13 protein-coding genes are annotated in these 14,096 nt (G+C 61.5%); 7 read left to right on the top strand and 6 right to left on the bottom strand.

Going from position 1 to position 14,096, the window contains the following annotated elements; all coding sequences use genetic code 11:
* Positions 1–8 precede the first annotated feature (8 nt).
* The 4 genes from V1471_RS17410 to V1471_RS17395 all read right to left on the bottom strand — a co-directional run bounded on the left by V1471_RS17410 (position 9) and on the right by V1471_RS17395 (position 2,108).
* Complete coding sequence (locus tag V1471_RS17410) at positions 9–1,124, bottom strand: sulfate ABC transporter substrate-binding protein (RefSeq protein ID WP_434290431.1); 1,116 nt, start codon at positions 1,122–1,124, stop codon at positions 9–11.
* An 11-nt stretch (positions 1,125–1,135) separates the two neighbouring features.
* The gene (locus V1471_RS17405; RefSeq protein WP_434290429.1) at positions 1,136–1,321 is read right to left on the bottom strand and encodes a hypothetical protein; all 186 of its coding nucleotides are present in this window, start codon (positions 1,319–1,321) and stop codon (positions 1,136–1,138) included.
* A gap of 2 nt (positions 1,322–1,323) precedes the next feature.
* Entirely contained in the window at positions 1,324–1,461 is a 138-nt protein-coding gene (locus V1471_RS17400; protein WP_434290428.1) for a hypothetical protein, read from the bottom strand.
* Positions 1,462–1,655: 194 nt separating this feature from the next.
* A complete protein-coding gene (locus tag V1471_RS17395; RefSeq protein ID WP_434290426.1) occupies positions 1,656–2,108 on the bottom strand; it encodes an Rrf2 family transcriptional regulator in 453 nt (150 codons plus the stop codon).
* 140 nt (positions 2,109–2,248) lie between these two features.
* On the opposite strand from V1471_RS17395, the gene V1471_RS17390 reads away from it, so the two are divergent.
* Entirely contained in the window at positions 2,249–2,722 is a 474-nt protein-coding gene (locus tag V1471_RS17390; RefSeq protein ID WP_434290425.1) for an Lrp/AsnC family transcriptional regulator, read from the top strand.
* A gap of 183 nt (positions 2,723–2,905) precedes the next feature.
* Here V1471_RS17390 and V1471_RS17385 read toward each other — a convergent pair whose 3' ends face one another.
* Positions 2,906–3,028: a hypothetical protein gene (locus tag V1471_RS17385; RefSeq protein WP_434290423.1), complete on the bottom strand. Its 123-nt coding sequence runs from the start codon at positions 3,026–3,028 to the stop codon at positions 2,906–2,908.
* Positions 3,029–3,053: 25 nt separating this feature from the next.
* Positions 3,054–3,914 carry a DMT family transporter gene (locus tag V1471_RS17380; protein WP_434290422.1) on the bottom strand — a complete coding sequence of 287 codons (861 nt, stop codon included), beginning with the start codon at positions 3,912–3,914 and terminating at the stop codon, positions 3,054–3,056.
* Positions 3,915–4,034: 120 nt separating this feature from the next.
* On the opposite strand from V1471_RS17380, the gene V1471_RS17375 reads away from it, so the two are divergent.
* The 6 genes from V1471_RS17375 to V1471_RS17350 all read left to right on the top strand — a co-directional run bounded on the left by V1471_RS17375 (position 4,035) and on the right by V1471_RS17350 (position 14,083).
* Positions 4,035–5,411 carry a PLP-dependent aminotransferase family protein gene (locus tag V1471_RS17375; RefSeq protein ID WP_434290420.1) on the top strand — a complete coding sequence of 459 codons (1,377 nt, stop codon included), beginning with the start codon at positions 4,035–4,037 and terminating at the stop codon, positions 5,409–5,411.
* 192 nt (positions 5,412–5,603) lie between these two features.
* Positions 5,604–7,529: a methyl-accepting chemotaxis protein gene (locus tag V1471_RS17370; RefSeq protein ID WP_434290419.1), complete on the top strand. Its 1,926-nt coding sequence runs from the start codon at positions 5,604–5,606 to the stop codon at positions 7,527–7,529.
* A 446-nt stretch (positions 7,530–7,975) separates the two neighbouring features.
* The gene (gene acs / locus V1471_RS17365) at positions 7,976–9,919 is read left to right on the top strand and encodes an acetate--CoA ligase (protein WP_434290970.1); all 1,944 of its coding nucleotides are present in this window, start codon (positions 7,976–7,978) and stop codon (positions 9,917–9,919) included.
* A 202-nt stretch (positions 9,920–10,121) separates the two neighbouring features.
* Entirely contained in the window at positions 10,122–10,379 is a 258-nt protein-coding gene (locus tag V1471_RS17360; protein WP_096805835.1) for a DUF4212 domain-containing protein, read from the top strand.
* A gap of 12 nt (positions 10,380–10,391) precedes the next feature.
* Complete coding sequence (locus V1471_RS17355; RefSeq protein ID WP_434290417.1) at positions 10,392–12,146, top strand: sodium:solute symporter family protein; 1,755 nt, start codon at positions 10,392–10,394, stop codon at positions 12,144–12,146.
* A 119-nt stretch (positions 12,147–12,265) separates the two neighbouring features.
* Positions 12,266–14,083, top strand: coding sequence for a DUF294 nucleotidyltransferase-like domain-containing protein (locus V1471_RS17350; protein ID WP_434290415.1), 1,818 nt, complete (start codon positions 12,266–12,268; stop codon positions 14,081–14,083).
* Positions 14,084–14,096 lie beyond the last annotated feature (13 nt).

Below are 14,096 nucleotides of genomic sequence, written 5' to 3'. Positions count from 1 at the left end.
TGTTCCCCTCACTTCGCCGTATAGATCTGGTCGAAAATGCCGCCATCGCCGAAATGCTCGGGCTGCGCCTTGGCCCAGCCACCGAAATGCGAAATGTCGACCAGATCGAGTTTCGGGAACCGCGCCACATCGGCCGGATCGGTGGCCGAGCTATCCCAGGCGCGGTAATAGTGTTTATAGGCCAATGCCTGCGCCTCGGGAGTATAGAGGAAGTTCAGATAGGCCTCGGCCAGCGCGCGCTGTTCGGGCGTGGCGATATTGGCCTCGACCAGCGCGACCGGCGGCTCAGCCAGAACCGAGACCGAGGGCACGACGATGTCGAACTGATCCTCGCCCAGTTCCTCGAGCGCCAGATAGGCCTCGTTCTCCCATGCCAGAAGCACATCGCCGATGCCGCGTTGCGCGAAGGTGGTGGTGGCGCCGCGCGCGCCGGTATCGAGCACCGGAACATGGGCGAAAAGGTCATGTTCGAAGGCTTTCGGATCGATGCCGTTCTTCTCGGCCCAGGCCCAGGCGGCGAGATAGTTCCAGCGCGCGCCCCCCGAGGTCTTCGGGTTCGGCGTGATCACCTCGACCCCATCCCGGATCAGGTCGCCCCAATCGTGGAGGCCCTTCGGATTGCCCTCGCGCACCAGAAACACGATGGTCGAGGTATAGGGCGAGGAATTGTGCGGCAGCTTGGCCTGCCAATCGGCGGGCAGCTTGCCCGCAGCGGCGATCTTGTCGATATCGGAGGCGAGCGCAAGGGTGACGACCTGCGCCTTCAGCCCCTCGATCACCGCGCGGGCCTGCGCGCCCGAGCCGCCATGCGAAGTTTCGAGCGCGGGCTTTTCGTGTCCCTGTGCCACCCACCAGTCGGCAAAGGCGGCATTCACATCGCGGTAAAGCTCACGCGTCGGGTCATAGCTGACGTTCAGCAGGCTTTCGGCCCGAGCACCGGGCTGCGCAAAACCGGACAGCCCCAGCGCCAAGAGCGCAACCGCGACGGCGCGGCTCAGGCGGGCAACCGGCCAGCCGCTCAACCGGCGTTCGCCGTCGGCGATGGTGACGCGCCCGTCGGCATGGGTTTTCAGCTTGCGCCCTTGCGCGCTGACATGGCGGGAAATCAGAATCGTGGTGAGCATGTCTGGTCCTTTCAGAATTGGATTTGCGGCAAGAAAGCGTGGGCGTCGGTGCGCCAGCGCTGGAGATCGCGGTTGTGCAGCAAGGGGTCTGCTACGCCCTCGGGGACACGGGGGAACAGGATCGACACTGTGGCACCGATCCGGTGCGGACGACCGGTCTGGTTGTCGATCCGCGATACGGCATAAAGCGCGCACATCGTCAAAGCCCCCCAAAGCTGCGGCGCACAGGCCGGTGGCCGAAGTGTCGCGGCAGCACGCAGGACATGGTCATGCCCGGGACGGTCACGATACGGACAGGCACGATACGGACAGGCACGGTGGCGGCGAAATGCGTCATGGGCGTCTCCTTCCTTGCAATGACACTCTCGATACCCAAATCTCCACCGAGTTAGTCGTGATTATCAAGAGAATAATCTCGCCTTTCTTTGTCGTGATTTTAGAATTTCATTCTCCCGGGCGAGTCGAAAACGACCGAAAACCTCGCCGAAGCGGGGTATAGCCGATTGGAATCACAGTGATTTCAAAGCCGGGTCAGGGTTCCAGCATGCGATGACCGATGCCGCCCGCTCGAAGCATATCTTCCAGAGTGAGCGAGTCGATCAGCACCAGATAGGACCAGAACACCTCGGCAAAAACCTTGCGAATGCGACAGGTCTCTTCACTGTCGCAGTCTTCGCAGCGCTGATAGGCGCTGCGCGACAGGCAGGTCAGCGGTGCGATCGGCCCGTCGATCCGGCGCAGAAGTTCCGAAATAGACACTTCGTGCGGGGGCTTGAGCAAGCTGTAGCCGCCCGCACGCCCGCGAGTCGACGCCACCACCCCGGCTTTGCGCAGTTCGAGAAGGATATGTTCCAAAAAACGCTTCGGCGTGCCCGAACGCGTGGCGATCTCTTCGATCGTCAGCGGCTTCGGCTCCTCCGCCCCGGCCTCATCGGCCAGCGCAAGAAGCGCCTTCAGCGCATATTTCATCTTCTGCGTGATCATGAAACCCAGCATTACGGAGCCAGTTTGCACAAATCAACAGCGATCTTGTCGTGATTTACGGATTTCTAAAATTAATCACGACAATAACAATAGACATTTAGTAATATCTTGGCATGCTGTGTCGGAACATGGAGGTTACGATGACCGAACTCGACCTGATCGACCGCAAGATCATGGCGGAATTGATGCGCGATGCGACCCTGCCGGTGGCACAGATCGCCGACCGGGTGGGGCTCTCGCAGACACCATGCTGGAAGCGTATACAAAAGCTCGACGCAGCAGGCGTGATCGAACGTCGGGTGGCGCTGGCCGATCCGCAAAAGCTTGGGGTCGGACTTGTGGTCTTCGTTCTGATCGAGGCTGCGGATCACAGCCCGGAATGGCGGCAGCGGCTTTGCTCCGCAATCGAGACCTGCCCCGAGGTCATGGAGGTCTGGCGCGTGGCCGGGCAGCTCGATTACCTGCTGCGCATCGCGGTGCCGGACATGGCGGCGTTCGATCTGCTCTATTCCCGCCTGACCGAAGCCGTGCCGATCCGCAAACTGACCTCGCACATGGCTCTGGAACGGCTCTCCTTCACCACCGCCTATCCGGTCGATACCGTAACGCGTTGACATCCCCGGCGGCCGAAACACCACTCCGCGCCGAGGATCAGACGAAGTCGGCCCGGAGATCGATGACGCGGCATTCGCCAGAATGCGTCTCTACTGCACCGCCCCAGACCCTCTGACGAAACAAGTCGGTCGGGTACAGCATCGAGATTTCGGGGCCCTGCAATCGAAAGGAAATTTAGACGCTCAGCGCCCGAACTCATCGGGCGACCGAATCTGACGTCCCGGACGCCTCCGCAAAACGACGATGGCGTCCAGTTCCGTCACCGCGGACATCATCCGCAAAAACCAGAGAAGCATCTGAAACATAGAGGTTTCCTTTTGTTCCTTCGCGTCAGGCGAACTGTCTGGCACCGGCCACGCAGAGCACGGTGAGACCGGTGCAGGCGATCATCGGCCATGCAATCGCCTCGTGTAAGAACAGGCTGGCCAGAAGGAACCCGAAGAAAGGCTGCAAAAGCTGCAATTGTCCGACCTGCGCGATGCCACCGAGGGCGAGACCGCGATACCAGAAGACAAAACCCAGCATCATGCTGAACACGCCGACATAGCCAAGGCTCGCCCAGGCGGCAGGCGAAATCCTCGCCAGCGTCTCGGGCCAAGTGACCAGCATCACGCTCATCATCACCGGACACGCGATCAGCAGCGCCCAAGAGATCACTTGCCACCCGCCCAGACGCCGCGACAGCGTTGCGCCCTCGGCATAGCCCAGACCGCAGACTGCAATCGCCGCCAGCATCCACAGATCCCCGCGCAGCGCGCCGCTTGCACTGTGCGTCAGGGCAAAGCCGGAAACCGTTCCGGCGCCGAGAAGCGAAAAAAGCCAGAAGGCGGGTTTGGGCCGTTCTCCGCCCCGGATCACAGCGAAGAGAGCCGTCGATAGAGGCAGCAATCCGATGAAGACGATCGAGCGCGCCGCCGTGATGGATTGCAGCGCCAGCGCGGTCAGGAGCGGAAACCCGATGACCACACCGAGCGCGACCACCGCCAGCGCCACCAGATCTCCCCGCTCCGGCCGGTTTTGCCGCAGCACAGCGAGACACAGTATCCCGAGAAGCGCCGCAATCACCGCCCGTGCAGAGGTCAGGAACAGCGGCTCGAACTCCGCAACCGCCACTCGTGTCGCCGGCAGCGAGCCGCTGAAAATCAGCACGCCAAGCCCCCCGCTGCCCCATCCCGTCAGTGTCCGATCCATGATGCCTCTCCTTTTCCTCTGGGTAAGCTCGGACGGGTCGTATAGACAGGGACAGTTCCATACAATTGAATCAAACTGTATGGTAAAAAGTGACAATACACTTCGAGACGGGCGAGGATCATGACCGGAACGAAAACCGCAATTCTGATGCAGACCCTGCGCGACCGGATTGCCAGTCGTGCCCTTGGGCCGGGCGACCGCATGCCGTCGATCCGCCGCTTTGCCACACAGATGAACGTCTCCCCCTCGACCGTCGTCGACGCCTATGACCGCCTCGCCGCCGAAGGTGTGATCCGCTCCCGACCCGGTTCCGGTTTCTACGTGAGCCACACGCATCTTCCGCCCATGAAAGTCGCCAAAATGGGGGTGCCGCGTGCACGCAATGTCGATCCCTTCTGGGTGTCACGGCAATCCCTTGATGCCCAACCCGGGACGCTTCAACCCGGCTGCGGCTGGCTGCCCGAAGACTGGATGCCACAGGACGCGCTCCGCAAAGGGCTGAGGGCGCTGGCGAAAGGCGATGCGTCCACCCTGACACATTACGCCTCGGCGCAGGGTTCCTTGACGCTGCGGCGTTGTCTTCTGGGTCGGTTCTCGGAGGAAAACCTGCACCTGCCCGCCGAACAGCTCATGCTGACGGCCTCGGCCTCTCAGGCCATGGATCTGATCTGCCGCCTGCTCCTGCGCCCCGGCGACACAGTGCTGGTCGACGATCCGGGCTATTTCAACTTTCACGCCCTGCTCAGGACGCATCAGGTCAAAATCATAGGTATCCCCTACACACAGGAGGGGCCGGACCTCACGGCTTTCGCAACCGCCCTGTCCGAGGAGCCCCGCCTCTACATCACCAATTCCGCCTTGCACAACCCGACCGGCGCGACCCTCTCGCCGCAGAGCGCGCATCGCCTGTTGTCCATGGCGGCGGAGACAGACCTGACCATTGTCGAGGACGAGACTTTTGCCGATCTCGAACCCGAGCCCTCCCCCCGGCTCGCGGTGCTCGACGGGCTCAATCGGGTGCTGAGAATCGGCGGGTTCTCCAAGACACTGTCTGCCTCCATACGCTGTGGTTATGTCGCTGGGCGCGCCGATTGGATCGAGGCGCTGGTCGATCTGCAAGTGGCCACCAGTTTTGGCGGCCCAAGCCCGGTCGCAACCGAATTGCTCGCCCATGTGCTGACCGGCGGGAGCTATCGCAAACATCTCTCCGAGGTGCATCGTCGGCTGGCCGGAGCCCGCAAGACGGCTATTTCCCATCTTGCTCCCTTGGGAATCGCCCCATGGACCATGCCCCGGGGTGGGTTTTACCTGTGGTGCCGTTTCCCTGAGGGGATGGATACAGGCCAAATCGCACAACGCGCCATGGAAGATGCTGTCATGCTGGCTCCCGGCAACGTCTTCAGCCCGTCGCAGAGCGCCACCCGCTTCATGCGGTTCAACGTCACACATATGAACGACCCCCGCCTCTATGAGGTGCTGGCAAAGGTCATGCGCTAACCCCGGGGGTGCACCCGTCCGCAACCATGCCGCTCCGTCGCCCTCCCGCCGCCCCTGCGCCCTGCCTTACAAACCTCCAAAACCATGTTTCCCGAGGGAAATTGTGACAATTTGCAAAGGAATCCACAGAAAATTAACGGGTCGCCGTCAGGATGCAGGCAATTGACATCCTGTTTCAGAAAGCGGCCCACGATGCTCCGAGCCCACCTGTCCAAACTTTCCACGCGCATTTATGCGATCGTTGCCGTTGCCGTCATCATGATTGCGGCGCTCACACAAGTCATCCTCAACATCGCTTACGATTCCGCGTTCAGCATGCGGGAACAACACCTGAGCGATGTGGTCGATACCGCCATCTCAAGCCTCGATGCCCTGCAACAGGATGTGCAATCCGGCGCACTCACCCCGGAGGACGCCAAGGAAGAGGGCCGCAATATCCTCATGACTCTGCGCTATGATGACACCGGCTATTTCTTCGCCCTCGACTTCGACAACCGGATGATCGCTCACCCGATCAAGACCGACTGGATCGGACAGGATCAATCGGACTATACCGACACCCGCGGAACCCGGATCTTCGTCGCGATGTCCGATGTCGCCAAGGCTCAGGGCGGTGGCACCATCACCTATTTCTTCGACAAGCCGGACGGCAGCGGTGACGAAGAAAAAATCAGCTATGTCAAAACATTCGAACCCTGGGGCTGGATCGTCGGCACCGGCTCTTATCTGTCCGACATCCATGCTCAACTCGCCTGGATGTCGAAGATCGGCCATGGCATTCTGCTCGCCACCCTCCTGATCCTCGTGACCATTTCAACCCTGCTGGTCCGCAGCGTCACCCGCCCGCTCGACGCCATCAAACTCCGCATGTCACACATGTCCGAGGGCGACACAGACACCCCCGTGCCGATGACCGAGGCGCAAAACGAGATCGGACAGATGGCACGCGTCCTCGAAGTGTTCCGCCTGGCGCTGGTCGAGCGTTCGGAACTGGAAAAAGCGCAGGCGGCGAAAGATGCCGAACTGGCCCGCGAGCGCGAGGAAAATGCCGAACGCGAACGTCAGGCCCATCTGCGCGAAGAGGCCGCCGAGGCCAAACGTCGTGAAGACCGGGAAACCGCACGTCAGGAAAAAGAAAAAGCCCGCGAAGCCGCCGAACGCGAACGTGAGAAAAACCTGCAGGAGCAACAACGTGTGGTGTCTTCCCTCGCCGACGGCCTCGGCGCCATGTCCCGTGGCGATCTGACCGTGCGCATCGAGGAGAGTTTCCCCGACGCCTACGAAAAACTGCGCAATGACTTCAACGATGCCGTCGAGAAAATTGCACGTCTGGCCGGCACCATCGTCGAAGGCACGACGACGATCATCTACGAGACCGACAACCTGAACAGCGCCGCGATCGATCTGAGCCGCCGGACCGAGACTCAGGCTGCCTCGCTCGAGGAAACCGCCGCCGCGATCACCGAATTGGCCGCCTCCGTCGACAGTTCCGCCAAGAGCGCGCGTGACGCGGCGACAACCGTCGGACAAACCAAACAACGCTCCATGGCCGGGCGTGACGTTGTCCAGCGCACCGTAAAAGCCATGAACGACATCGCGGAAAGCTCCACCCAAATCTCGAAAATCACCAGCGTAATCGACGACATCGCCTTTCAGACCAATCTCCTCGCCCTGAACGCCGGGGTGGAAGCGGCCCGGGCCGGCGAATCGGGACGCGGTTTTGCGGTCGTCGCTTCTGAAGTCCGTGCTCTGGCTCAACGAAGTTCCGAAGCCGCCAATGAGATCGCGAAACTCATCGAGACCTCCGGGCGTCAGGTCGACGAGGGGGTTGAACTGGTCAACGCCTCGGGAGACGCGCTGGTCGAGATCGAGACCCTCGTGTCCAATCTCGACACCTTGATGAGCACGATCGCCACCTCGGCCTCCGAACAATCCGTCGGCCTGTCGGAAATCACCACTGCCGTCGGGCAACTCGATCAGGTCACCCAGCATAACGCGGCGATGTTTGAAGAAACCACAGCCGCCCTGCAATCTCTGAAGGCGCAGGCGACCGCTCTGGAACGCGACAGCTCGCAGCTCAAGACCAGGCAGGACGATCCCCTCAGACTGGCCTCCTGAGCCTCTGAAACGAAGCTACCGGCACTTTGATCAGGTGCCGGTTTATTCATTCGGACGGTTCATTCCGCACTGTGCGCGTTACATGACACCCCGGACACGAGTCGCTCGCCACGCACCCGACCATGATCGCGCGGACTTCGACAATGCGCCACATGTAACCTCTCCTCAAAGTTCCTCAGGCTCGATCCCGCAATACGCCACTCGACACGGACTGCCTAACAATTTGTAAAGTAATGGATTTTGTTTATTCATGGACTCTTTGTAAATTAAATTTACAAAACGCAAAAAAATTCGTCAATTATTTCACTAAAAAATCCATTCAATGCAGCGACTTAAAGGCAACTTCACAAAAAGATTATAAAGATAGTGAGGAGGAGGAGGTCCGCCGGACAAGCGGACCGCATGTGATATTTCTGGGAGGCCACATGTCTGAAGACACGAATACGATGACCGCACCCTCCGAGGCGTTTGCCTCGGACGCCCTGATCTCGACCACCGATTACGAGGAGCTTTACCGTCGCTCCGTCGAGGACCCGGTGAGTTTCTGGGCCGAGCAGGGCAAGATCCTCGACTGGATGGAACCCTACACCCAGGTCAAAAAGACCTGTTTCGACTTCGGTCGCGTCGACATCAAATGGTACGCCGACGGCGTCCTCAACGTCTCCGCCAACTGCATCGACCGCCATCTGGCGCGCAAATCCTTGCAGACCGCGATCATTTTCGAGCCCGACGATCCCAACGAGCCCGCCCGCCACATCACCTATAAGGAGCTCTCCGACAAGGTGAATCGCATGGCTAACGTGCTCCTGAGCCAAGGCGTCATGCGCGGCGACCGCGTCGTCATCTACCTGCCGATGATCCCCGAAGCGGCCTATGCCATGCTCGCCTGCGCCCGCATCGGTGCGATCCACTCCATTGTTTTCGCGGGATTTTCCCCCGACGCCCTCGCCAACCGCATCAACGATTGCGGCGCGAAGCTGGTCATCACCTCCGACACCGCGCCGCGCGGCGGTCGTCGCACGCCGCTCAAAGCCAACACCGACGCCGCCCTCCTGCACTGTTCCGACAAGGTCCGCTGCCTCGTCGTCAAACACACGGGCGATCAGATCTCCTGGGTGCAGGGCCGCGATGTCGACGTCAAATACCTGATGGAACACGCCTCCCCCGATTGCCCGCCGCGTCCGATGAACGCCGAAGACCCGCTCTTCATCCTCTACACCTCCGGCTCCACCGGCAAACCCAAAGGCGTCGTCCACAGCTCCGGCGGCTATCTCGCCTATGCCGCGCTGACGCACAAATACGTGTTCGACTACCACGACGGCGACGTCTTCTGGTGCACCGCCGATGTCGGCTGGGTCACCGGCCACAGCTACATCGTCTACGGGCCCCTCGCCAACGGCGCGACCACCGTCATGTTCGAAGGCGTGCCGACCTACCCCGACGCCGGCCGGTTCTGGGCCGTGTGCGAAAAGCACAAGGTCAACCAATTCTACACCGCGCCGACCGCGCTGCGCTCCCTCATGGGCCAAGGCAACGAATGGGTCGAGAAATACGACCTCTCCTCGCTCAAAGTGCTGGGCTCGGTCGGCGAACCGATCAACCCGGAGGCCTGGAACTGGTACAACGAGGTCGTCGGCAAGGGGAACTGCCCGATCGTCGACACCTGGTGGCAGACCGAGACCGGCGGCCATCTCTTGACCCCGCTGCCGGGCGCGATCCCGACCAAACCGGGCTCCGCCACCCTGCCCTTCTTCGGCGTGCAACCGGTCATCCTCGACGCCACCACCGGCGAGGAACTCAAGGAAACCGAGGCCGAGGGCGTCCTCTGCCTCAAGGACAGCTGGCCCGGCCAGATGCGCACCGTCTGGGGCGATCACGAGCGGTTCCAGGAGACCTATTTCCAGCAATACAAAGGCTATTACTTCTCCGGCGACGGCTGCCGCCGCGACGCCGATGGCTATTACTGGATCACCGGCCGCGTCGATGACGTGATCAACGTCTCGGGCCACCGCATGGGCACCGCCGAGGTCGAAAGCGCCCTCGTCGCCCACGCCAAAGTCGCCGAAGCGGCCGTCGTCGGCATGCCGCATGAGCTCAAGGGTCAGGGCATCTACGCCTATGTCACGCTCATGAACGACGTGGAGCCCTCCGACGCGCTGCGGGCGGAGCTGGAGAAATGGGTCCGCACCGAAATCGGCCCGATCGCCAAACCGGACTTCATCCAATGGGCGCCAGGCCTGCCGAAAACCCGCTCCGGCAAAATCATGCGCCGCATCCTGCGCAAAATCGCCGAGAACGACACAAGCAGCCTCGGTGACATCTCAACCCTCGCTGAACCCCAGGTCGTCGAGGAACTCATTCAGAATTCGCTCTATCAAAAATCTGCGTGACATTTTCGCAGATATGGTAGGCTAAGGCATCGCCCCCACGAAATGAGGGGCGGTGCATCCAAAGGCCCATCGGTCCAGCCACTGGACCACCCCCGGGCCGATATGGAGAAAAAGAACGGTTTCCGCGAGGAGGCGGGGCCGTCACTTTGGAAGACCCGCCCCCATCGGGGTCACGGGTCGGGGACAAAAGGGAGGACCGCTCATGGCGGACAATTCAGACAACAACGCCTACTGGTCGGCAAACAAGCGGATCATCGGCATCTCACTGGTGATTTGGTTCATCTGCTCTTTCGGCTTCGGCATTCTGCTGCGCCCGATGCTTTCCGGCATCAAAATCGGCGGCACGGATCTCGGCTTCTGGTTCGCCCAGCAAGGCTCGATCCTTGTCTTCCTCGTGCTCATCTTCGCCTATGCGGCCCGGATGAACAAACTCGACAAAGAACACGGCGTCGACGAGTAAGGAGCGACATCCATGGATCAGTTTACCCTCAACCTCATCGTTGTGGGCGCGACCTTTGCGCTCTACATCGGGATCGCGATCTGGGCCCGTGCGGGTTCCACATCTGAATTCTATGCCGCCGGTCGGGGCGTTCACCCGGTTCTGAACGGCATGGCCACCGGCGCGGACTGGATGTCTGCCGCCTCCTTCATCTCCATGGCGGGGATCATTTCCTTCGGCGGCTACAACACCTCCGCCTATCTGATGGGCTGGACCGGGGGCTATGTGCTTCTGGCGATGCTTCTGGCGCCCTACCTGCGCAAATTCGGCAAGTTCACCGTGCCCGAGTTCATCGGCGACCGGTTCTATAGCCAAACCGCGCGCACCGTGGCCGTCATCTGCCTCATCACCGCCTCCATCACCTATGTTATCGGTCAGATGACCGGTGTGGGCGTGGCCTTCTCCCGCTTCCTCGAAGTCGACAAGACGACCGGTCTTCTGATCGGGGCCGCCATCGTGTTCTTCTACGCCGTTATCGGCGGCATGAAGGGCATCACCTACACGCAGGTCGCCCAATACGTCGTCCTGATCATCGCCTATACCATTCCGGCGATCTTCATCTCGCTGCAACTGACCGGCAACCCGATCCCGCCGCTCGGCCTGTTCTCCGATCATGTCGGCTCCGGCGAACCGATCCTTGCGACGCTCAACGGCATGCTGCAAGATCTCGGCTTTGCCGAATATACCAAGCAAAGCGACACCACCCTGAACATGTTCCTGTTCACCATGTCGCTGATGATCGGCACCGCAGGTCTGCCGCACGTCATCGTGCGCTTCTTCACCGTGCCGAAAGTGTCGGACGCACGCTCGTCCGCAGGCTGGGCGCTTGTCTTCATCGCGCTTCTCTACCTGACGGCTCCGGCTGTTGCGGCCATGGCGCGCGTCAACCTGATCGACACCTTCTACCCGAACGGCACGTCCGAAGCTGCGCTTTCGCTCGCCGAAATCGAAGCTGGCGTCGACAATCAGGGCAACCGGGTCGACTGGGTCCGCAACTGGGAACAAACCGGTCTTCTCGCCTTTGACGACAAGAACGGCGACGGCATGATCGAGTATAACGCCTCTGCCGAGAACGAGCTGACGGTGAACAACGACATCATCACGCTCGCGAACCCGGAAATCGCGAACCTGCCCGGCTGGGTGATCGCTCTGGTCGCCGCCGGTGGTCTGGCTGCCGCTCTCTCGACCGCTGCGGGTCTCCTGATGGCCATCGCGTCCGCCGTGTCGCATGACCTCATCAAGTCGCAGCTCAACCCGTCGATCTCGGAAAAAGGCGAGCTGATGGCCGCACGGATCGCTATGGCCGTGGCCATCGCGGTGGCGACCTACCTCGGCATGAACCCCCCGGGCTTCGCCGCGCAAACCGTGGCTCTGGCCTTCGGTCTGGCCGCCGCCTCGATCTTCCCGGCGCTGATGATGGGCATCTTCTCGAAGCGCATCAACAACAAGGGTGCGGTTGCGGGCATGGTCTCCGGTCTGGTGGTGACGATCGTCTACATCTTCCTGCACAAGGGCTGGTTCTTCATCGCAGGCACCAACTCCTTCACCGATGCCGATCCGCTGCTCTTGTCGATCAAATCGACCTCGTTCGGCTCCATCGGCGCGCTGGTGAACTTCGCGGTCGCTTACGTGGTCTCCAACGCCACGGATGAGCCGCCGGCAGACATCCAGGAGCTGGTCGAAAGCATCCGCATCCCGCGCGGTGCCGGTGCGGCCGTCGATCACTGAGATCGGTTCGGGCTGGCCTTCGGGCCCGCCCCACACCATACTCGGGGCGCGGGAGCATCACGCTTTCGCGCCCTTTTTCAAAGCCCCGCGTTTTACCGCCCTGATCGCTGGAGCCCGCGATGTCTGACACCGCCAAAATCATCGGCTTTCTCCAGACCACCCATCCCTATGACGTGTTGCCGGAGGCCGAGCTCGAAGAGCTGAGCGCATCGTTTTCCCGCAAAACCTATGGCAAGGGCGAGATGATCTATGCCCATGGCGATCTGCTTGAGGGGCTCTATCTGATCAAGGACGGATCGGTCGAGATCACCGACATCAACGGCGGGCAGGTTTCGCTCCTGCAAAAATCCAACCATTTCGGCGAACGCGGATTGCTGCGCGACGGGGTGGCCGCCACAACGGCCACCGCCGCCACCGACTGCACGATCCTGTTGCTCACCCCTGAGGCCTTCAAGACGGAGGTCGCGGCCAACGCCGCCTTCGCCCGCTATTTCAATCGCGGTCAGGCCCGCCCCAAAGCCGCCTCCGGCCTGATGACGCAACACGTCTCCGATCTCATGGCCCATGCGCCCGTGACCTGCTCGGAGACCACGCCCATCGCGGATTGCGCGCGACTGATGCGCGACGAGAAAGTCTCCTCCGTGGCCGTGACCGAGGGCGAGCGCCTTCTGGGCCTCGTCACCGTGCGCGACATGACCAACAAGGTTCTGGCCGAGGGCCGCGACACCTCGCTCCCCGTTTCCACCATCATGGCCCGCGATCCGATCACGCTCGATCCCGGCGCTTTGGGCACCGATGTGATCCACGTCATGCTGGAAAACCGCATCGGCCATCTGCCCATCGTCGAGGGCGGCAAATTCGTCGGCATGGTGACCCAGACCGACATCACCCGGTTCTTCGGCTCGTCGCAGACGCAAATGGTCTTCGATCTGAGCAACGCCAAAACCATCGCCGATATGGCCGCCGTCACCGCCCGCCTGCCCGACTTCCTGATGCAGCTCGTCGGATCGCATCTCGCTCATGACATCGTCACCCGCAAGGTCACCGACATTGCCGACATTGTCACCCGGCGGCTTTTGAAAATGGCCGAGGACGAATTCGGCCCGCCGCCCGCGCCCTATCTCTGGGCCGCCTGCGGATCACAGGGACGGCGCGAGCAGACCGGCGTGTCGGATCAGGACAATTGCCTGATCGTCGACAACGCCGCAACCGACGCCGACATGGACTATTTCCGCAACTTCGCGCGCTTCGTCTGCGACGGGCTCGATGCCTGCGGCTATGTCTATTGCCCCGGCGAAATGATGGCGATGACCGAGCGCTGGTGCCAGCGTCTCTCCGTCTGGGAGGGCTATTTCAACAAATGGATTTCCGCCCCGGACAACGAAGCCCAGATGCTCGCCTCCGTCATGTACGACCTGCGCCCCATCGGTGGCGACGAGCGCCTGTTTGCCCCCTTGCAAAAGACCGCGCTGGAGGCCGCCTCGAAAAATTCCATCTTTGTCGCGCACATGATTTCCAACTCGCTCAAACACACCCCGCCTCTGGGCCTGCTGCGCGGCTTTGCCACGATCAAATCCGGCGAGCACCGCAATGCGCTCGACATGAAGGCCAACGGCGTCGTGCCCATCGTCGATCTCGGCCGGGTCTATGCGCTTCAGGGCAAGCTCCCCGCCGTTAACACCCGCGCCCGCATCGTCGGTGCCATCGAGGCCGGGATCATCTCGGAAACCGGCGGCAAGGATCTTTTGGCCGCCTATGACACCATCGCCACCGCCCGTCTCGAACATCAGGCGGCACAGGTGCGCGACGGTCAGAAGCCCGACAATTTCCTGAGCCCCTCGGCGCTTCCGGCCTTCGAACGTTCTCACCTGCGCGATGCCTTCGTCATCGTGCGCACCATGCAATCCTCGCTCGGCTCAAGCTCCGCGCGCTCATAACAGAAGGGACAAA

It is taken from the genome of Celeribacter sp. SCSIO 80788 (assembly GCF_051054295.1).
Classification (GTDB): Bacteria; Pseudomonadota; Alphaproteobacteria; order Rhodobacterales; family Rhodobacteraceae; genus Celeribacter.
Note: the sequence above shows the minus strand (reverse complement) of the source record. Positions and strands in the feature narration are given on the sequence as shown.